The organism is Risungbinella massiliensis (assembly GCF_000942395.1).
GTDB classification, from domain to species: domain Bacteria; phylum Bacillota; class Bacilli; order Thermoactinomycetales; family Thermoactinomycetaceae; genus Risungbinella; species Risungbinella massiliensis.
Genome location: NZ_LN812102.1, coordinates 1,677,012 through 1,697,458, shown reverse-complemented (window position 1 = coordinate 1,697,458; position 20,447 = coordinate 1,677,012). Strand labels below are relative to the sequence as shown.

At 38.0% G+C, this 20,447-nt stretch carries 20 protein-coding genes and 2 pseudogenes; 19 read left to right on the top strand and 3 right to left on the bottom strand.

The window, feature by feature from the left end; all coding sequences use genetic code 11:
- The first annotated feature begins 272 nt into the window (after nt 1-272).
- A complete protein-coding gene (locus tag VJ09_RS08850) occupies nt 273-1,250 on the top strand; it encodes an aldo/keto reductase (protein ID WP_044641141.1) in 978 nt (325 codons plus the stop codon).
- Between the two features lie 111 nt (nt 1,251-1,361).
- Here VJ09_RS08850 and VJ09_RS08845 read toward each other — a convergent pair whose 3' ends face one another.
- From VJ09_RS08845 to VJ09_RS08835, 3 genes are all read right to left on the bottom strand, one after another.
- Nucleotides 1,362-2,645 (bottom strand): aminopeptidase P family protein, encoded by a 1,284-nt coding sequence (locus VJ09_RS08845; RefSeq protein WP_147635460.1) that lies wholly within the window; start codon nt 2,643-2,645, stop codon nt 1,362-1,364.
- A gap of 221 nt (nt 2,646-2,866) precedes the next feature.
- Nucleotides 2,867-3,613, bottom strand: a complete 747-nt coding sequence (locus VJ09_RS08840; protein WP_044641727.1) for a tryptophan-rich sensory protein — start codon at nt 3,611-3,613, stop codon at nt 2,867-2,869.
- A 205-nt stretch (nt 3,614-3,818) separates the two neighbouring features.
- A complete protein-coding gene (locus VJ09_RS08835) occupies nt 3,819-5,738 on the bottom strand; it encodes an ABC-F family ATP-binding cassette domain-containing protein (protein WP_044641139.1) in 1,920 nt (639 codons plus the stop codon).
- A gap of 47 nt (nt 5,739-5,785) precedes the next feature.
- On the opposite strand from VJ09_RS08835, the gene VJ09_RS17595 reads away from it, so the two are divergent.
- The 18 genes and pseudogenes from VJ09_RS17595 to VJ09_RS08750 all read left to right on the top strand — a co-directional run bounded on the left by VJ09_RS17595 (nt 5,786) and on the right by VJ09_RS08750 (nt 20,416).
- A complete protein-coding gene (locus tag VJ09_RS17595) occupies nt 5,786-6,361 on the top strand; it encodes a 5-formyltetrahydrofolate cyclo-ligase (RefSeq protein WP_052807308.1) in 576 nt (191 codons plus the stop codon).
- 18 nt (nt 6,362-6,379) lie between these two features.
- Complete coding sequence (locus VJ09_RS08825) at nt 6,380-7,051, top strand: redox-sensing transcriptional repressor Rex (RefSeq protein WP_044641725.1); 672 nt, start codon at nt 6,380-6,382, stop codon at nt 7,049-7,051.
- Between the two features lie 11 nt (nt 7,052-7,062).
- Complete coding sequence (gene tatC, locus VJ09_RS08820) at nt 7,063-7,824, top strand: twin-arginine translocase subunit TatC (RefSeq protein ID WP_044641138.1); 762 nt, start codon at nt 7,063-7,065, stop codon at nt 7,822-7,824.
- Nucleotides 7,825-7,847: 23 nt separating this feature from the next.
- Nucleotides 7,848-8,192 (top strand): hypothetical protein, encoded by a 345-nt coding sequence (locus tag VJ09_RS08815; protein WP_147635459.1) that lies wholly within the window; start codon nt 7,848-7,850, stop codon nt 8,190-8,192.
- Nucleotides 8,193-8,364: 172 nt separating this feature from the next.
- Nucleotides 8,365-8,649 (top strand): co-chaperone GroES, encoded by a 285-nt coding sequence (groES, locus tag VJ09_RS08810; RefSeq protein WP_044641136.1) that lies wholly within the window; start codon nt 8,365-8,367, stop codon nt 8,647-8,649.
- Between the two features lie 58 nt (nt 8,650-8,707).
- Nucleotides 8,708-10,345, top strand: a complete 1,638-nt coding sequence (gene groL, locus VJ09_RS08805; RefSeq protein ID WP_044641135.1) for a chaperonin GroEL — start codon at nt 8,708-8,710, stop codon at nt 10,343-10,345.
- Between the two features lie 443 nt (nt 10,346-10,788).
- Nucleotides 10,789-10,869, top strand: a pseudogene (locus VJ09_RS18435) (family 1 glycosylhydrolase); the annotation flags it as partial.
- 76 nt (nt 10,870-10,945) lie between these two features.
- Nucleotides 10,946-11,092 (top strand): annotated as a pseudogene (locus VJ09_RS18710) (GntR family transcriptional regulator); the annotation flags it as partial.
- A gap of 377 nt (nt 11,093-11,469) precedes the next feature.
- Nucleotides 11,470-11,835: a hydrogenase maturation nickel metallochaperone HypA/HybF gene (locus VJ09_RS08795; protein WP_044641134.1), complete on the top strand. Its 366-nt coding sequence runs from the start codon at nt 11,470-11,472 to the stop codon at nt 11,833-11,835.
- Nucleotides 11,825-12,484 (top strand): hydrogenase nickel incorporation protein HypB, encoded by a 660-nt coding sequence (gene hypB / locus VJ09_RS08790; RefSeq protein WP_044641133.1) that lies wholly within the window; start codon nt 11,825-11,827, stop codon nt 12,482-12,484. Before VJ09_RS08795 ends, hypB begins: the two co-directional genes overlap by 11 nt.
- Nucleotides 12,469-14,799 carry a carbamoyltransferase HypF gene (gene hypF / locus VJ09_RS08785; protein ID WP_044641132.1) on the top strand — a complete coding sequence of 777 codons (2,331 nt, stop codon included), beginning with the start codon at nt 12,469-12,471 and terminating at the stop codon, nt 14,797-14,799. Before hypB ends, hypF begins: the two co-directional genes overlap by 16 nt.
- Nucleotides 14,790-15,023 carry a HypC/HybG/HupF family hydrogenase formation chaperone gene (locus tag VJ09_RS08780; RefSeq protein WP_044641131.1) on the top strand — a complete coding sequence of 78 codons (234 nt, stop codon included), beginning with the start codon at nt 14,790-14,792 and terminating at the stop codon, nt 15,021-15,023. Before hypF ends, VJ09_RS08780 begins: the two co-directional genes overlap by 10 nt.
- The gene (gene hypD, locus VJ09_RS08775; RefSeq protein ID WP_044641130.1) at nt 14,998-16,104 is read left to right on the top strand and encodes a hydrogenase formation protein HypD; all 1,107 of its coding nucleotides are present in this window, start codon (nt 14,998-15,000) and stop codon (nt 16,102-16,104) included. Before VJ09_RS08780 ends, hypD begins: the two co-directional genes overlap by 26 nt.
- A gap of 2 nt (nt 16,105-16,106) precedes the next feature.
- On the top strand, nt 16,107-17,120 hold the full coding sequence (gene hypE, locus VJ09_RS08770; RefSeq protein WP_044641129.1) for a hydrogenase expression/formation protein HypE: 1,014 nt from the start codon (nt 16,107-16,109) through the stop codon (nt 17,118-17,120).
- Nucleotides 17,121-17,173: 53 nt separating this feature from the next.
- A complete protein-coding gene (locus tag VJ09_RS08765) occupies nt 17,174-17,647 on the top strand; it encodes a cytochrome b5 domain-containing protein (RefSeq protein ID WP_044641128.1) in 474 nt (157 codons plus the stop codon).
- Nucleotides 17,647-18,552 (top strand): hydrogenase small subunit, encoded by a 906-nt coding sequence (locus VJ09_RS08760; protein WP_044641127.1) that lies wholly within the window; start codon nt 17,647-17,649, stop codon nt 18,550-18,552. The genes VJ09_RS08765 and VJ09_RS08760 overlap by 1 nt, the downstream gene beginning before the upstream one ends.
- Nucleotides 18,545-19,951 carry a nickel-dependent hydrogenase large subunit gene (locus VJ09_RS08755; RefSeq protein ID WP_044641126.1) on the top strand — a complete coding sequence of 469 codons (1,407 nt, stop codon included), beginning with the start codon at nt 18,545-18,547 and terminating at the stop codon, nt 19,949-19,951. Before VJ09_RS08760 ends, VJ09_RS08755 begins: the two co-directional genes overlap by 8 nt.
- Nucleotides 19,952-20,416 (top strand): hydrogenase maturation protease, encoded by a 465-nt coding sequence (locus tag VJ09_RS08750; RefSeq protein WP_044641125.1) that lies wholly within the window; start codon nt 19,952-19,954, stop codon nt 20,414-20,416.
- Nucleotides 20,417-20,447: the final 31 nt, after the last annotated feature.

Sequence of the window (20,447 nt, the reverse complement as noted above, 5' to 3'; positions counted from 1 at the left end):
TGTTATTTAGCTATTATAAAATGTCTCTAAGGATCTTTTTAATTTTGGAATCATTAATGGTACTCCCCAGAATTTTTAAAAAAGGAAATTTATAATAGAAACAATAAAAAAAGTATACTATTTACAATGTAGATAATCCTTCCATCCCAAGTTCACCAAAACAATCTATATGATGGTAATGACATGTTCATTGGTACTAATTTTTAGGGTAGCGTCAAGAAAGTTTTTTCAAAAATCCTAATATATCAAAAAGTATGTGGAGGAATATATTAATGAAAAAGCGAGTACTTGGTCACAACGGTCCGTTGGTTTCCCAGGTTGGACTTGGTTGTATGGGGATGTCATGGTTATATGGTAAAGCTGATCGAAACGAGAGCATTGCAACAATCCACGCAGCACTGGAAAAAGGTATTACCCTTATTGATACAGGGGACTTATATGGTGACGGTCACAACGAATTACTGATACGTGAAGCTTTACAAGGGATAAGTAGGGACAATGCGTTCATTGCAGTAAAATTCGATGGAAAGCTACACTCACCGGACAAAGGGCATAACCGCCCTCAAACAATAAAGAACTTTCTTGCAGATACTTTGCAACGCCTAGGTGTCGGATACATCGATCTTTATCAACCGTCTCGCGTCGATCCAAACGTACCGATTGAAGAAACTATCGGGGCAATTGCTGATATGGTAAAAGCGGGATATGTGCGTTACATTGGTCTTTCAGAAGTAGGAGTGGATACTATTCGTCGCGCGCATGCTGTACACCCAATTAGTTGGCTACAAATGGAATATTCACTATTCAATCGGGACGTCGAATTAAATATTTTGCCAACTTTACGGGAATTAGGTATTTCGCTTTCGGCTTATGGTGTTCTCTCAAGAGGATTGCTGAGTGGTGTATGGTCAAAAGATCGCGTGTTAGGTTCGGAGGATAAGCGTAGTAAAGCGCCACGTTTTGCTAACGATAATCTTGAAAAAAATTTAGCCCTTGTCGAGGCTTTACGTAAAATTGCTGATGAAAAACAAGCAACTGTTGCTCAGCTTGCCATAGCATGGGTTCTATCTCGAGGTGAGGATGTTATCCCATTGGTTGGGGCGAGAAAGCGATCACAACTTCAAGATTCACTCGGTTCCCTTGACCTAAACTTAGATTCACATGATCTTTCACGGATCGAAAAGGCTGTACCTTCAGAACTTGTCGCTGGTGAATATTACCCCGTACCTCGAAAAAAATGGTTTTTCTAACAAAAGCTACGTACATATACACCATAACAGCTATTTATTTTGTAAACACAATCTTCCATCATTTGTATATGGCAAGTTTCAAATAGAAAAACGCCCGACATGGGCGTTTTGTTACGTATTAATAGTTTGTTTCTCTTTCACGTATGGATTATTTGCCGCCATGAAGTTTTCGATTTCTTCTACTGTTCTGATAATGTCTTTTGACAAGTTTTCGTGCCCGTCTTCCGTTACCAATACATCATCTTCAATACGGATGCCGATCGCTTCTTCTTCAATATACAAACCCGGTTCAATAGTAATGACCATGCCAGGTTTCAGCACCATATCCTTATACGAGCCTACATCATGTGTATCTAATCCGAGGAAGTGGCCGACTCTATGATCGTAATACTTAGAGATTTCAGCGTCATCTTGAATCAAGCCGATTTTCTTGCATTCTTCCGTCAGAACCTTCTTTGCATGCTGGTTCAATGCTTCATACTTCAAGCCTGGCTTGATAAGAGCCGTTGTTTCTTTTAACGCCTTTAACACGATGTTATAAAACTGCTTTTGGCGTTTAGAGAATGTTCCGCTTGCAGGGAATGTGAAGCTGATATCGGCATTGTAATAATCTTTTTGCGCACCGAGGTCAAGTAGCACCAAGTCCCCCTTGTTAATTTTGGAATCATTATGCTGATAATGGAGGATGGTTGCATTTTTGCCACTCGCTAAAATTGTATCGAATGCATGATGCTTAATGCCAGAAGATTTTAATATGAAGTCAAAATGCGCCTCCAGTTCATATTCCATCATGCCTTTCTTTGCATGCTTCAAGACATTGTAAATACCTTCTTTAGTAACCTCGATCGCCATCTTTATTTTTCCAACCTCTTCAGCAGTCTTGAATACGCGCTGCTTACAAATTGCCGTATACACATTTTCTATGGCAATATGCGGATAGTTTTCTCTGATGTGCTTGGCAAACGACAGTCCCTTCGTCTGCGGATTCGTCCAATCACGGCGCTCAAGATCTAAATATACACGCTTAATGTCCTCCTTAAAAAATGTGCGTGTCAGTGTAGACTCAAAGCTGTTTAGATACATGATGGTTTTCACGCCAGAAATCGCTTGTGCATCTTCTTTCGACAATTTTTTTCCGACCCATTTTTCCATAGCTGGATCCGCTTTTTCAATGAAAAGTATTTCTTCAAGCGTATCGCCTGCTTTGTTTATGACTAAAATGACATTTGGTTCATCAATTCCAGTCAAATAATAAAAATTTCGATTCGGTACAAACATGTATTTATCATCTGCAGATTTATGTGGCGCCTGTCCCGCAAACAGAACGGTAAGAGATTCATTCGCCAGCGTTTCCGCTAGCTTTTTGCGATTTCGAACAAAAAATGATTGGTTCAAAACCATATCCTCCTTAAAAATCGGAAATGACTATATATGCTAATTTTTACTTTTAGGAGTTTGAGCCTGCTGGAATTGATGCCATGTGTGTATTTTTCTAAATATAACACATATTCGGAATGCATAAGGAGTCAAGCATCTGAAAGTTAGGTTGGAGTTTAACACATTAGAAATCAAGAATCCGTTCTTTGTGGACAAACTCATTTTGCTGTAACTACTGGTTAAACGACTCCTTGCCGATTTCCTTGAAAAAAACGATAAATTTGATAAGCTACCGTTGCTAGTAGCACTCCTACAACTAGCCAAGCAGCAATAACCACCGGCAACACATCATTACGCTGTATGATAATGGTGATATAAGCCCAGATAAAGCCTAAAGAGTATGAAATGTCTTGATTGGCATTGGTGAAAATCAGACTAATGATTCCTCCAACTAATAGTAGGATCACAGTCCAAACGATTTCACTAAATCCGAGCAGTTCGTTTACTCCATTTACCTCCAAAACGATAAAGAAATGTTCAATAGTAGCTACCGAAATCCAGCCTAAGTAAAGGGAAAACGGAAGCCGAAAAAAGAGTGTTTTGGTAGATGAATTTTGTATAGTGAAGTAAATAAAGATGAGGGAGATGAGTATTAAAAGTATATTGATCAAGGAGAGAAAGAATAACCTTTCAGTAAACAGATAGATCCATAGCGCATTCAACCCAAAATTGATTGGTAACCAATAACCAATTCGCAGATAGATCTCTTGATTATTAGTTGTTGTTATACGATAGAAAATCCAAATCGCAAGTAAAAGGTAAATAGGAATCCAGATTCCGTAAGCATATTCTGCAGGTTTAAACAAGCTATTTATTTGTCCAGCAATGAGAGATATTTGCTCACCAATCGGTAAAACGAAATAGAGCAACAATAAAATGGCAAAGGAAACAAGATTCCATACATGTAGCATTTGTACTTTCCTCACGTATGTCTCTCCTTTCTGTGGATAAAATACCGTTCTTCCTCCTGTTTTTATGCGAAACAAAACCATAAGATTCTCCTTTGTTATAATTTTCCATATGTTGTAATGAGCCTTTTCTTATCTACAGCATAAAAAGTCCGCCCTCTAAAAAGAGAACGGACTTTCCTGTGAATACTGTGGATAACTGTGGATAACTATGTGGATAACTTTATGGTGATGCTTCCAAAAGGTGCATCCACTCTTCTGTTTTCGCATCTCGTGTCTGCTCTAGTTCTTGTAGATTTTGTTGGTACATTAAAGACTTCTTGCTGTCTTCGTATACTTCTGGTAGACAAAGCTCTTCCTGAATCTGTTGGATCTGTTTTTCTAACTCACTGATTTCCGACTCCAGCTGCTCTACTTTTTGTTGATGTTGCTTTTGTTTGCGTTTGGTCGCTTTTTCGTTCTGGCGCCATTGTTCTGCTTGGGTGAGAGTACTCTCTTTTGAGGAGCTATCTTGGCTGGACTCTTTTTCTAGTGCTTTTTGTTCGAGATACCACTCATAGTCTCCACGATAATCCTGAATTCCTTCTGGTGTTAGCTCCCATATTCGAGTAGCGATTCGATGGATAAAGTATCGATCATGAGAAACAAATAGGATAGTGCCTGGAAAATCTTCTAGTGCTTCTTCTAATTGTTCTTTAGAGGCGAGATCTAAATGGTTGGTCGGCTCATCCATCAATAAAAAGTTTGCCTTGTTCAATAATCTCTTCGCAAGAGAGAGTCGTGCTTTTTCGCCACCGCTCAATTTTTCTACTTTTTGAAAAACCTCGTCTCCTCGAAATAAAAATTGACCTAAATAGTTACGAATAGAGGTTTGATCTAGATTGGGATGAGCATCCCATAATTCGTCAATTACTTGCTTGTCCAAGTTGAGATCGCGATGTTCTTGTTCATAGTAATCGAGTTCTACATTGGTACCTAATCGCATGGCATCCAAGGACAGAGCGGGAATTTCTCCAGCGATGGTTTTGAGTAATGTTGATTTTCCTAATCCGTTTCCACCAAGAAGGGCGATATGCTCTCCACGTTCAATCTGAAAGGAAAGGGAATTTACGAGAGGTTTCTCATAACCAATGGTGAGGTTATTCACTTGAAGTACTTGTCTCCCACTAGTAACAGCAGTTTCAAAGCGAATAGCAGCGGGTGCTTGTTGTGCAGAGGGAGCTTCGATCCGCTCAATTTTTTCTAATGTCTTGCGTCTGCTTTCTGCACGTTTTGAAGTGGAAGCACGAGCGATATTACGTTCCACAAACTCTTCTAGTTTTTGGATTTCTTTGGCTTGGGCTGCTGCTTGTTTTCGCTGTTGTTCTTCCGCCTCTTTTTTTAATTCTACATATTTGCTATAGTTTCCAACATATCTCGTTGCTTGATGGTTTTCTAATTCATAAACGATATTAACAAGACGATCGAGGAAATAGCGATCATGGGAAACCAGTAAGATAGCTCCTGAATATTGGAGCAGCATTTGTTCTAACCAAGTAACCGCCTCGATATCTAGATAGTTAGTCGGCTCATCGAGAATGAGCAGACCTGGTTCTGTTAGAAGTAGCTTGGCTAATAGTACGCGTGTTTTTTGTCCACCTGACAGTTGTGATATAGAAGTCTCTTGCCAATTTATTTTTCCAAGCCCTAATCCAGTAAGTGCTCCTCTCATACGAGCTTCATATCGATAACCACCTTTTTCTTCGAAAAGGGATTGAAGCTCTGCATAGCGTTCTAATATCTTTTGGTATTTCGTTTCGTTTTCTAGTGTTTTGGTTTGCCCCATTTGTTGTTCGAGTTGTCTCATTTGTGCTTCTAATTGGCGAACAGGAGCAAAGATATCGAGTAGCTCGTCCCAAATCGTTTTCTCGGAAAAGAAGCCTGTATTTTGAGCTAAATATCCGATCTCAAGTTGTTTGGCAGTTTGGACGATTCCCTGATCTGGAAGGTATTCTCCAGTCAAAATTTTGAGCAGTGTGGATTTTCCAGCTCCGTTTGCTCCAATCAGACCTACCCGTTCGCCAGCATTTATCTGTATACTAATATCTTGTAAGACATCTCGCTCTCCAAATGATTTCCATATGTTGTCCGTTCTAAGTAACATGGTATCCACCTCATTTTTTAGTGTAAAGAGAGTAGAGGATAAAAGCAATGAAGAGAACCCAAAGCAAAACTGAGGCACGGAAAATGTACCGTGAACGAAGGATGAAGCTAGTAGAGAATAAAGACTGGGTAGCAGAACAGATAACTCATCATATGACAAGGTGGCAAAAGTATCAGCAATCTCACACGATATTATGTTACTCTGCCATTCAGGACGAACTGAGCTGTGATAAAATTATAGAAAATGCGTGGAATCATAACAAAAGAGTTTGTTTGCCAAAGGTGATGGCAAAAGGGAAAATGGAACCCTTTGTTGTGGAGAGTTGGAAAGACCTAACACATGGTGCTTTTGGCATCTTAGAGCCTGATCGCAATAAGTGTAACTTCGTAAAACCAGAGGAGATTGATTTAGCGCTCTTACCTGGAATCGCCTTTGACCAAAATGGTTATCGATTGGGCTATGGTGGAGGATACTATGATCGTTTCTTTGAGCTATATCCCAGCATTTATCGAGGAGGCTTAACTGATCGGGAACTCTTGATTGAAACGGTTTTTCCAGAAGCACATGATCAAAGAGTTGATTTTGTGATGACCCAAACAGGGTTACAGCTCTTTTCATCATGATAGAGATAGATGGGAGGAATAAATATGTCCGAAACGAAAATTCCTCAAGTAACTGCCAAGAGATTGCCGTTATATTATCGTTATTTGGAGAAGCTTCATGCGATTGGGAAACAGAGGATTTCTTCAGCTGATCTAAGCGAAGCCTTACAAATTGATCCAGCTACTATTAGACGGGATTTTTCCTATTTGGGTGAGCTAGGAAAAAAAGGATATGGATATAACGTAACGTATTTGTTGCAGTTCTTACGTGGATTTTTAAAACAAGATGAAGTGAGCAATGTTATCTTAGTAGGAGTTGGGAATTTAGGAACCGCACTCTTAAAATATAACTTTTATCGAAGTCATAACACCAAAATCGTAGCAGGTTTTGATCAAGACCCCCAAAAAATTGGTACTGATATAGATGGAATTCCAATCTATTCGATGAGTCGACTTCAAGAGGTAATCCAACTGCATCAAGTAGAAGTAGCAATTTTGACGGTTCCAGTCAATGTAGCACAAGCCACTATCGATAAATTGGTAAAAGTGGGAATTCGGGGTGTCATGAACTTTACACCTGCTAGATTGACAGTACCAACTTCTGTACGAGTTCATCATATCGATTTAACTTCGGAATTACAGACGCTTATTTACTTTTTGAAGAAGTTCCCAGATGGAGAGACAGAGACCGATATGGAACTCTCCGATTAAAGGAGACCCACATGACATCAGAAAAAATAGAACCTTATTTAGAGCATCTCTCTGAATTGCGAAATCGCGCTTTTTGGGTGGCAGTAGTCTTTGTGGTAACTCTAGTTTTAGGTTTTATCTATGCTGGAGATATTTTCCGCTGGTTTACAAAAGATACAGTGGATCATATTACATTAAATGCACTCAGTCCTGGTGACCCACTAAAAGTGTATATGCAAATTGCATTTTTGACCGCTTGTTTTTTAACTATTCCGTTCTTCTTACTACAGGTTTGGTTATTTGTCCGTCCGGGCTTGTTCGAACATGAACAAAAAGCAACTGCCATGTATCTTCCGTTTGTATTTCTTCTGTGGATTGGTGGATTTTGCTTTGCTTATTTTGTGATTTATCCCTTAGTGCTCCATTTTACCAGTCAGATATCTGATCAACTGGGGATTCATGAGTTTTTCGGGATATATCAGTACTTTAGCTTTATGATGAATATTGTCGTACCCGTCTCATTACTGTTTGAACTACCTGTAATCGTACTATTTCTTACGCGGATAAGACTTATTACTCCTATGTTGTTACAGAAGGTGCGGCGGATTGCTTATTTGTTGCTAGTAATTATCTCTGCCATGATCGCTCCACCTGACTTGGCTTCTAATCTACTGATCGCCATTCCGTTATTGATCTTATACGAAGTAAGCATTGGTTTATCTACTTGGTTATATCGGAAAATGGAACGAGAAATGCAAATGACTGAATCAGATGAGGAAGGCTTAAATACATAAAATAGGTATACGAGGGGATACTCTTGGCAGAAGTCAGAACGTTAGGAGGGACCCCCGTGTACTGTGCTCGTAGAGAGAAAGGCTTCCCTTTCTTAACTCTTAGTTTGGTGGCAGCAGGTGCTTATCTGGCAGCTTCTCCAAGAGCTAGACAAGCGGTAGTACAAGCAGTAAGACAAGGAAGTTCCTATATATCGGATTTATACTACTCGTTGACCTACCGAGAACAGGAAAGCAGTTATGATGATGGATTGACAGTACCGATTGCTACTGGCAAAAATGAGATCGATCAGTATATTACGCTACATGAAGAAGAGGAGTTATCAGAAGATCTCCCAAGCAGTTTGCATGTAGACCAAGATGAACCATAAAAAGATTATTTTATGCTCCCTAGTCTAATTTAAAACAGGCTAGGGAATTTTATTTTTTTTTTCGTCGAATACTTGAAAAATAGTTGAAGGATGAATATCATATTAATTGTGTTAGCACTCATGTTGATTGAGTGCTAATAAAAAGGAATGAAAGTCAAAGGAGGTTTTTCCCTTGATCAAACCTTTAGGGGATCGTGTGGTACTAGAAGCAGTAGAGAAGGAACAAAAAACCGCTAGTGGTTTTGTGCTACCAGAATCTGCGAAAGAAAAACCACAAGAAGGACGTGTAGTAGCAGTAGGAGCTGGACGTCTAGATGACAACGGAAACCGTGTTGCACTCGAAGTACAAGTTGGAGATACTGTGATCTACTCCAAATATGCAGGTACCGAAGTGAAATATGGCGAGAAAGAATATCTCGTTCTTCGTGAAAGTGACCTCTTGGCTGTAGTAGAGTAATACAAAGTTGTCTCTTTAATATATTGAACTACCTACATAATGAAAGGGGATTGAAAGCATGGCGAAGCAAATCGAATTTAGCGAAGATGCACGTCGCGCAATGCTGCGTGGGGTAGATGCCCTTGCAAATGCAGTAAAAGTAACCCTCGGACCAAAAGGTCGTAACGTTGTTCTAGAACGTAAATTTGGATCTCCTCTGATCACCAACGATGGGGTAACCATCGCAAAAGAGATCGAATTAGAAGATGCATTTGAAAACATGGGTGCACAATTAGTAAAAGAAGTAGCTACCAAAACAAACGATGTAGCAGGTGACGGAACTACAACTGCTACTGTACTTGCTCAAGCGATCATTCGCGAAGGTTTGAAAAACGTAGCTGCTGGTGCTAACCCAATGGTATTGCGTAAAGGAATTGAAAAAGCAGTTGCAGTAGCTGTAAAAGAGATCCACAACATCGCAAAACCAATCGAAGGCAAAGAGTCTATCGCACAAGTTGCTGCGATCTCTGCTAACGATGATGAAGTTGGTAAGTACATTGCAGATGCAATGGAAAAAGTAGGGAAAGATGGCGTAATCACTGTAGAAGAATCCAAAGGGTTTGATACCGAACTGGAAACAGTAGAAGGTATGCAATTCGATCGTGGTTACATCTCTCCATATATGATTACTGATTCGGATAAAATGGAAGCTGTTTTGGAAGATCCATACATCCTAATCACCGACAAAAAAATCACCAACATCCAAGATATTCTGCCAATCGTAGAGAAAGTGGCTCAACAAGGTCGTCAACTTCTCATCATTGCAGAAGATTTGGAAGGGGAAGCTCAAGCTACCCTCATTCTTAACAAACTACGTGGTATCTTCACCGCAGTAGCAGTAAAAGCTCCTGGCTTTGGTGATCGTCGTAAAGCAATGCTTCAAGACATTGCGATCTTAACTGGTGGTCAAGTAGTTACCGAAGAACTCGGCCTCGACCTCAAAACTTCTGGTCTAGAAGTATTGGGACGCACTCGCCAAGTTCGTGTAACCAAAGAAAACACTACCATTGTAGATGGACATGGAAACGAAGAGGAAATCGCTACTCGCGTTCGCCAAATCCGTCAACAAATCGAAGAAACTACTTCTGAATTTGATCGTGAAAAACTACAAGAACGTCTTGCGAAACTTGCTGGCGGTGTAGCGGTGATCAAAGTCGGAGCAGCTACCGAAACCGAACTAAAAGAGAAAAAACTTCGTATCGAAGATGCTCTTAACGCTACTCGTGCGGCAGTAGAAGAAGGAATCGTATCTGGTGGTGGTACTGCCCTTGTTAACGTAATCCGTGCTGTAGCAGAACTAGAAGCTTCCATGCCTGCAAGCGATGAGAAGACTGGTGTCTCCATCATCAAGCGTTCCTTGGAAGAACCAGTTCGTCAAATCGCTCACAATGCTGGTCTCGAAGGATCCGTTATCGTAGAGCGTCTCAAAAAAGAAGAAGTTGGCATTGGATTCAACGCACTGTCTGGCGAATGGGTTAACATGATCCAAGCTGGTGTAGTGGATCCTGCTAAAGTTACTCGTTCTGCACTTCAACATGCTGCATCTGTTGCTTCCATGGTACTTACTACCGAAGCAGTAGTAGCAGATCTACCTGAAGAAAACAAAGGTGGAGCTCCTGACATGGGTGCCATGGGCGGAATGGGCGGCATGATGTAATTTTAGCCACCGAGCTTTAATATATTGGGGTTTTTATGTGATTAAAGATAAAAGTTTAACCGTTGCTTCTAGTTAGCTAAAAAAACACACTTTTATCATAAAAACCTATTAGCACTAGAAGGCCTTTCATCAGTTTATTGAACTGGTGGGAGGCCTTTTCTTCTGTAATGGATGATAGGAGAAATGGTTAGAAGTAATGTATGAACCAAAGAAGACGTTGATCCAGCAGGATTAACGTCTTCTATTTTTGTTTCTGAAATTATTGGATTTAATTATGCTCATACAACAAATACTAACTTTTATACTCTTTATTTACTATGTTTTACGAAGACTTGGTAGTTAAATGCTGAAAAAAGGAATTATAATCGCTTTATTATTTGTACCTATAAATCAAAAACATAATAATAAATTTAAAAGATATGCATAAAAATGGAGGGCTAGTAATGAAGTTTCCACATGATTTTTTATTTGGTGCAGCTTCTGCTGCTTATCAAATAGAAGGAGCTGAAGACCTAACTTCTAAAACAATTGAGACCAAAGTCTTGGATTTACATGTACTATAAGGAGATGAAGCTAAAGCAAAACAATTTAAGTGCCGGATTACTTCACCTTAATCTTCTAGATCCAGTAATGATTATTGAAAATACAGTATGCTTAACAAATGGAACCATCTTTGAGTTATCTAAATCATTATTTCATTATCAAAAAGCAAAAATATTAAATCGAATTAATTGGTATGTTGCATAAATAATTCAAAGCCAGAGGTATGCACGTTTGAGATGTGACTATGAGCGATAGGGAACTAGAGCTGATTAGAATCGGAAAATTAAATGTGCGCCTACGTTTAACTTAAATGAATGTAACAAGGTATAAATATGTAATTGGATTAATATAATTTGCGCCATTAGAAATCTGAAAACAAATGGTTTAGAGAAGACCATTCGTATATGAGAGGTCTTCTTATTGTTTTTTTGTTGGTATTGAATGTTAGTTCTTATCAATGACTAGTGAAATAATGCCTATTGTCTAGGTAAATGATCTTTCTTTACCTCAAATGTATTTTCAAAAAAGGTATTTTTAGTATTTGTAGGCATAAAATTGAAACAAGAAATGGAGTAGGTGTAATGCATGAGATGTCATTGATGTCAGAGATTGTTAAGCTTGTGTCTGATGACGCTAGTTTAAAAGGTTTTAAGAATATCGAAAATATTGAAGTGATTGTAGGAGAGCTTTCAAATGTGTTGCCTGATGCTTTAGAGTTAGCATTTTATTACTTCCAAAGAAAAAGGATAGGCATGATTAATGAAAATACGCAACTACATATTAAACGGGAAAAGGCGAAAGCGAAATGCCAAACTTGTCAACTTGAGTTTGAACCTGATTACCAAATCGCACTTTGCCCAGAGTGCAAACTAGCAAACTGTTTACTTATATCTGGTGAAACATTCAGAGTAGAATCTTATGAAGGAAGAGGTACACATGAAAATTAATCTTCAAGAAGATGTATTAAAAGATCATAATCTAGCTGCAAAATTTAATCGAGGGTTATTCAATGACCATAATACCCTTGTTATTAACTTAATGAGCTCTCCCGGAGCTGGTAAAACGACATTACTTGAAGAAACGATTAAAGCAATGACAAATGAATTTCGAATTGCTGTCATAGAAGGGGATTTAGCCACAGATCGTGATGCAGAACGATTGCGTGCATTAGGAATAAAAACCGTACAAATAAACACAGTAGGTGGTTGTCATCTAGATGCCCGAATGATTGCCAAAACGATACCAGAATTTGATCTTGATCATGTCGATATTCTATTTATTGAGAATATCGGGAATTTAGTTTGTCCATCTGGTTATGATTTAGGACAAAATTTTAAAGTAGTTGTATTGAGCGTTCCTGAAGGAAATGACAAAATTCCTAAATATCCTGTTATGTTTAGACGTACAGATCTAACAATCATAAATAAAACGGACCTACTTCCATTTGTATCTTTTGATCTAGATGAAGCAAAAACGGATCTAGAAGCGATTAATCCAAATGCAGAATTGAAAGCACTTTCTGCAAAAACAGGTGAAGGAATGGAAGAATGGATTAACTGGATAAAGGATGCGTATCACCAATGTATAAAGCATTAGAAATAAAGGTAAGTGGCAGAGTACAAGGTGTTGGTTTCCGTCCTTTTGTTTACTCACTTGCAAACAAATATCATCTAACAGGAATTGTCCAAAATAACCTAGATAGTGTGACCATCTTGGTAGAGGGAGATGAAAAACACTTAGTAAAAATGGTCAAAGAATTGGAATCATTCCCACCTCCATTGTCCAAAATAGATGAAATTAATATCAATCGAATCCCTAGAATGAAATATAAAGACTTTACCATAGTGACAAGTAAGGTAGTTGGTGATTCCGTCCCACGGATATCTGGGGATGCTGCGATTTGCGTTGATTGTTTAGAAGAACTGAATAATCCATACGATCGACGTTTTCAATATCCCTTTATTAATTGCACACAATGTGGACCTCGCTATACTATTATCAATCGTTTACCATATGATCGGCCTAATACGACGATGAGAGAATTTGCGATGTGCCCTAATTGTCAACAAGAATATGATGATCCAGCAAACCGGCGACATCATGCTCAACCTATTTGTTGTCCGGATTGTGGACCTAGTGTAATGCTTTGTAATCAAAATGGGGAGATTTTAGCGGAAAACTACCATGCAATCAGACATACAGTGGACTTTATAAAACAGGGAAATATTATTGGCATAAAAGGGTTAGGAGGATACCATCTTGCTTGTGACCCAACTCAAGTAAATGTGGTGAAAAGGTTAAGAGCAATAAAAAATCGACCTCAGCGCCCTCTAGCTATTATGGTTAATTCAATAGAAACAGTTAAACAGTATTGTCATGTATCCAGTAAAGAAGAAGAACTACTACAAAGTCCACAAATGCCAATTGTGATTTTGAATAAAAAAAGTGATTGTTCGTTACCTAATGTTGTATCACCTGGATTGTCCACGCTTGGAATAATGTTACCTTATACACCGTTGCATTATCTTTTATTAGAGGAAAGTGATTTAGAATGTTTGGTGATGACAAGCGCCAATCCATCAGGTTTTCCAATCCAATATAAAGATGAGTCTCAAAATTTATTACAAGAAATGTGCGATTATATCTTAACTCATAACAGAAAAATACATGTACCAATAGATGATTCAGTTGTTCAGACAAATGGACAGAATATACTGTATTTAAGGCGTGCCAGAGGGTTTGCCCCTGAACCAATCAAAACAAAATCCCAAGTTAATCAGATTATTGCTTTAGGCGGAAACCAAAAAAATACGTTTTCAGTTGGAAAGAATGATCATATCGTGATGAGTCCTCATATTGGTGATTTAGATAATGAAGAAATGACTTGTTACTTTAAAGAACAACTCCATCATTATAAGATATGGCTTGGCTTGGAAGAAAAGTATATAGCTGTAGATCAGCATCCATTCTATACAACAACGTCTATAGCTGAAAAATCAAATAGTAAGGTAATATCTATACAACATCACCATGCTCATCATGTGTCTTGTATGGAAGATAATGGACTAAAAGAGCCGTGTATAGGAATTATTTTAGATGGTACTGGATATGGATTGGACGGGAACATATGGGGGTTTGAGTTTTTATATGGGAATGCATCATCATTTCAACGTTTGGCTCATCTAGAATATACCCCACTCCCTGGTGGAGAAATAGCAGTCAAGGAACCATGGAGAAATGCAGTTGGGATGTTATTACACTACTGGTCGAAAGAAGGAAAAATCTTAGCAAAAAAATTATTTACTGAAAAGTTTAAAGAGATAGATTTGATAGAACGGATGATTTCCAATAATATCAATACTCCTATGGCTGGAACCTGTGGTAGATTGTTTGATGCTGTTAGTGCAATACTGGGCATCTGTTTAACTTCCACGTATGAAGGCGAAGCAGCCGTCAAGCTAGCTGATTATATGAATGAAAACCAAATACATAACTTAGGAGAAACGTATTCATTTCATCTAGAAACAAACTGTAAGAACCCACCTCAACTTAACCTATCTCCTATGTTATATCAAATCATTCAAGAAAAATTAAACCATCAATCTACCGAAATAATTATTAGAAAGTTCCATAATACGATTGTTCTCTGCTGTCTAAAAATGATTTGTAAACTTGTAGAAATGAAACCGGACTTGAATCGAACTGTTGTGCTATCAGGAGGATCATTTCAAAACATGTATTTAGCTCAAGAGATTCCAAGGTATCTTGAAAAAGAAGGATTCACTGTGTATACACATAAAAAAGTTCCTTGTCACGATGGAGGTCTATCTTTAGGACAAATAGTAATTGCGGCTGATACTGTTATGAAGTCTACATCGGATAGTGAAAGAGGTGCAAACATTTGTGTTTAGGAGTACCTGCGAAGGTAATCAAAGTGGAAGAAAATAGAGCTTTAGTAGATATTATGGGATCTAGGATGTTTGTTGGTACGATTTTTGTTCCAGAGGTACAGGAATGTAACTATGTTTTACTCCATGCCGGACAGGCGATGATTATTGTTGATGAGAAATATGCCGAAGAGAGTATGAAAGAATGGAGGAATGTGTTAAATGCTGAACATGGAACTTTTTTCTGACCGAATATTAGCTCAGCATTCGTTAGAAGCGGTTATAACATTAGCAAAGAGGTTTAAAAAAGAAAAAGGCCGGATTCCAGTGTTGATGGAAGTATGCGGTTCACATACTATGGCATTTGCCAAAACAGGAATCAAAACAAGATTGAAAGATTATGTTCGACTCATAGCGGGACCAGGTTGCCCTGTATGTGTCACGGATCAAAAATCGATTGATTCCATGATTCAATTATCAGAAGAGCCAAATAGGATTATTTGTACTTTTGGTGATATGATGCGTGTACCTGGTTCTAAACACTCCCTGATGAAAGTGAAAACAGAAGGGAAGGATATCCGTGTTATATATTCCCCACTAGAAAGTATCAAAATTGCAGAAGAAAATCCTGATAAAGAAGTTATTTTTTTAGGGATCGGATTCGAGACAACTATCCCTATTCTTGCTCTTGCGATCCATGTTGCAAAGAAGAAAGAGCTAGCTAATTTTACTATTTGGATGACAACAAAATTAGTCGAACCTGTATTAAGAACGCTTCTGGATTCAGGAGAGGTGAAACTTGATGGATTTCTACTACCTGGACATGTATCGGTAGTCTTAGGGAAACGGAGCTATGATTATTTAAAAAAAGAGTATGAAGTTCCGGGGGTAATAACTGGATTTGAATCCGTTCAATTACTGAGTGGTATTTACAAACTATTGCAACTTTTGTTAGAGGATAAAGTAGATATTCTTAACGACTATACATATGTTGTCACTGAACAAGGTAACCAAGTTGCGCAAAACCTAATAGAAGATTATTTTGAGACGCAAGACGAAGAGTGGAGAGGAATGGGAACCATTCAAAAAAGCGGATTAGTTCTCAAAAAGGAATTCGCTAAATTTGATGCAAAAAAGAAATTCAAGGTTTCTATTGGACAGCCTAGAAAGACCAAGTGTCGCTGTGGCGAAATTATTCGAGGGTTAATCACACCAGAAGAGTGTATTTTGTTCAACAAAGCTTGTACGCCATCTAATCCAATCGGTCCATGTATGGTATCAACGGAGGGAACGTGTGCCGCACATTATCAATACATGAGGGAGGAATAGTCATGGGACATAGAATTAGTTTAGCTCACGGAGAAGGTGGAGAATTAACGCATCGACTAATAAAAGATGTATTTGTTAACTCATTTGGAAACATGGAGCAATCAAAATTAGATTCTGCCATTTTTCATCATAACGATTTACAGACGATTGCTGTAACAACAGATAGCTATGTAGTGAAACCAATTTTTTTTCCAGGAGGAAATATAGGAAAATTAGCTATAACAGGAACAGTCAATGATCTAGCTGTAAGTGGAGCAAAACCTCAAATAATAACAGCTGGATTTATTATTGAAGAAGGATTTCTGCTTTCTGATTTAAAAAAAATTGTTCAAAGCATGGCTGCTGAAGCAAACAATGCTGGAGTACAAATCATTGCTGGAGATACAAAGGTAGTCGAGAAAGGAAGTGCAGATGGGTTATTCATTAATACTACCGGATTAGGGATTATTAGAGATAAACATGAATTGAAATTCGATTCTATTCGAGAAAGAGATTCTGTTATCATAAGTGGCACTTTGGGGGACCATGGTATATCTATCCTAAGTGCTCGTCAAGATTTAGGACTGATAACTGAGGTTCAGAGTGATTGTGCATCATTATATCATCTAATTCAAGAGCTAATGGAGAAAATTGATGGAATTCGAATTATGCGAGATCCGACACGTGGAGGGCTGACAACAACACTGATAGAACTTTGTGAAGATGGGAAATTTAATATTTTGCTAGATGAAGCATCGATTCCGATTCGAAAGGATGTTCAAGGTGTATGCGATATCTTAGGTTTTGATCCACTTTATCTAGCAAACGAAGGAAAGGTAATCATAGTTGTTGACTCAACCTCTGAACAAAAAGTACTAGATATAATGAGAAAAAATCCATTGGGAAAGGATGCGTGTGTAATTGGTCATATCACCTCTTGTGATGAGTATTCTGGGAAACTGTTATTAAAAACTTCTGTTGGTTCAACGAGACGTCTTTATCGTTTGACTGAAATGCTCTTACCTAGAATTTGTTGATATTATTTCAAGGATGTATGCATAGGGTGAATATGTGTTAAGGAGGGAATGTAATGCAAAATATTGAAATGGTGAGGCTACAACTAAATCATCTTGTTACTCAAGCACATCATGATATTTATACTCTTTCCACCTTACATAATCGGCATGTACAACAACAAATTCTTCAAAGACTATGGGATACAGTATCGAGTATTCAATTTCTCGGTACACTTTTGGCAGACCAAGCTACAGCCAGAAATCAAAAAACTCCACCTGTCCTTCCATTTCCTCAACCGCCATCCCCTCCAACCAATCAACGTACTTTTACTATTCAGGAATTAAGTAATTACAACGGAAAAAATGGTATGCCTGCTTATGTGGCAGTAAACGGGATTGTCTATAATGTTACCAATAATAGAACATGGGCAGCTGCCACTCATTTTGGGTTAATTGCTGGAAAAGATTATACTAGGGAATTTGCTTCTTGCCATACAGGTCAACAAGCGATTTTGTCTACACTACCAATTGTAGGGAGGTTAGTGTAATGAAACAATATGTTTTACCTCCAGAGCCTTTAACAAATGAAGCGATCGCAAAAAGATTAACAGATGGAGTATTGGAAAATATCAATAATGGTGTCATAAAGAAGCAAAATTTAGTTTATTTAGAGTTAAATGGTTGCTCTGGGAATATTATTTCATTACTAAATGGACAGAATCCGGATTTTGAGTATATGTTAAATTCAATGGTGAACCTTCGTTATAGTAATAGTTTGATGGTTGCTGAGGGGGAACAAGCAATTGAGAAACTGATGAACATCCTTGATGAAGAATATATACTAGCTGTCGAAGGGGCTGTCGCTTTAAAGAATAACGGTTTGTATAATGTGATCGGAAATTGGAAAGGAAAACCACTTACAGGACTTCAAGCTGCAACTATGCTTGGAAAAAAAGCAACACATATTATAGCAGTTGGAGCCTGTGCAACTCACGGAGGAGTATCTGCTGCTAAACCGAATCCATCTGAGTCGGTTGGACTACAAACAGTTTTACCTGACAAGAAGATAATAAAACTTTTTGGTTGTCCTGTGCATCCAGATTGGTTTTTGGGGACATTAGCTCACCTTTTATTATATGGAGAGCCGGAAACAGATAATTTAGATCGACCACTTATGTTCTATAGTATGCTCATTCATGATCGTTGTCCTAGAAGACCATTTTTTGATCGTGGCATTTTTGCTGAAAAATTAGGGGATAAAACTTGTTTATTTAAACTTGGATGCCGTGGTCCAGTGACTAGGATTGATTGTCCAACAAGACAATGGAACGGACATGTGAATTGGCCTATAGGTGATAATACCCCATGCATAGGCTGTGCTATGATTGGTTTTCCAGATGCAATGGCTCCATTTATAAGCTATGACACGACAAGGGTGGAGAAAAATGAGTAAAAGGATTGTTATTAATCCCTTGACACGAATTAGTGGATTTATGGAGATTGATGTAATTGTCGAGCAAAATAATGTAGTGGATGTGAAAACAAAAGGGAATTTATTTCGCGGCTTTGAACAGATGTTAGTTGGTCGAAGTCCGTTTGATGCGGTTTATTTCACACAACGAATATGTGGCATTTGTTCAGCAGCACATTCTATGGCTTCATCGCTAGCTTTGGAAGATGCTTTGAACATCGAACCAATGGAACAAGGAAGGTATTTAAGAGATATTGTTCACTGTTGTGAATTTCTACAAAATCATACTCGTCATTTCTATCAATACACGGTTCCTGATTTTGTGAAGATAGAACAAAATAGTCTTTTGCAATCTGATCATGATGATTTTAGATTACCAAAAGCAATCAATGACAGGATTGCACAACACTATTTTGAATCCCTGACAATAAGTCGGTTAGCCCATCAAATGCTAGCAGTGTTAGGTGGTAAGGCTCCGCATAATCATGGGGTATTTGTTGGCGGGATAACTACTCAAGCAACGGCAGAAAAGGTTACTCATCTCGATTCTATTCTACAAAAAATCATAAAATTTATTGATGAAAAAATGATTCCAGATGTATATGATATTGCTCGCTATTATCCAGATTATTATCGATTAGGTAGCGGTTATGGAAACCTTTTGACATATGGGGCTTTCAACGATTATAAAGAGCTTGGCACATTATATGTTGATCCGCTTGTTTCAACAACTGATGAAACGAAAGAATTTGATGAAAGGAAGATTCAGGAGAGACTAGACTACTCATGGTATAAAGCAAAAGAAACCGTATATAGACCGGAAGAAATAGTTCCAGAACCCGATATGACGAAAGATAAAGCGTACTCTTGGGTGAAAGCGCCAAGATACGATAATCTTCCATTTGAGGTTGGGCCACTAGCGAGATTAATTTTAAGTGGAGAGTATAACAAAGGAATCTCAGCAATGGATCGTACCATTGCAAGAGTTCTAGAGGTGAAAAAAATTACGAACATTATGAAAATATTATTGCAAGAAATTATTCCTGAAATAGATGTACAAAAAAAATATGAGTTACCAGAGATAGCAACTGGTAGGGGATTAGTTGATACAACTAGAGGTGCATTAGGACATTGGTTAAAAATTAAAGATAAAAAAATATCATTCTATCAAATTATCACTCCGTCAACCTGGGACTTTTCCACTAGGGATGACAATGGATATAGAGGTGTTGCAGAAGAAGCTTTAATTGGCACACCAATTGCGAACCCAGAGAAACCTGCTGAGCTTGGAAGAATTCTTCGCTCCTTTGACCCATGTATGTCTTGTGCAACTCATGTATATCAATCAGGAAAACAAGTAAAAACAATTAAGGTGTTTTAAATGGGGAAAATAATAGTATTAGGGATCGGAAACCAATTGATGATGGATGATGGAATTGGAATTTATCTTGTTGAGGAACTTGCTAGGCATAATGATCAACTCAACGTTCATTATTTAATAGGAGAATCTGATATTGATTATTGTCTGAATCAGATTGAAGGAGCTAGTTTTGTTATTATTCTTGATGCTGTGTATTCAGGTCAAAATTTTGGAGAAGTATCTGTTTTTCCTTTGACCGATTTACATGAATATCAAACACTTGATATCTCACCTCATAATCTTCACTTGTTTCATGTACTGTATCACAAAAAAGAGACACTAAAAGGCTATCTCATTGGAGTGGAACCTTATGAAATAAGATTTCATATTGGATTAAGTGATATTTTGACGGCAAAATGGAGTATAATCCTACTAAAAGTAAAAAAGACGATTGAGGAATTAATTGCAAAAGAACAGGTAGAATGATATTGAACTTTTTATATATTTCTTAACAAAA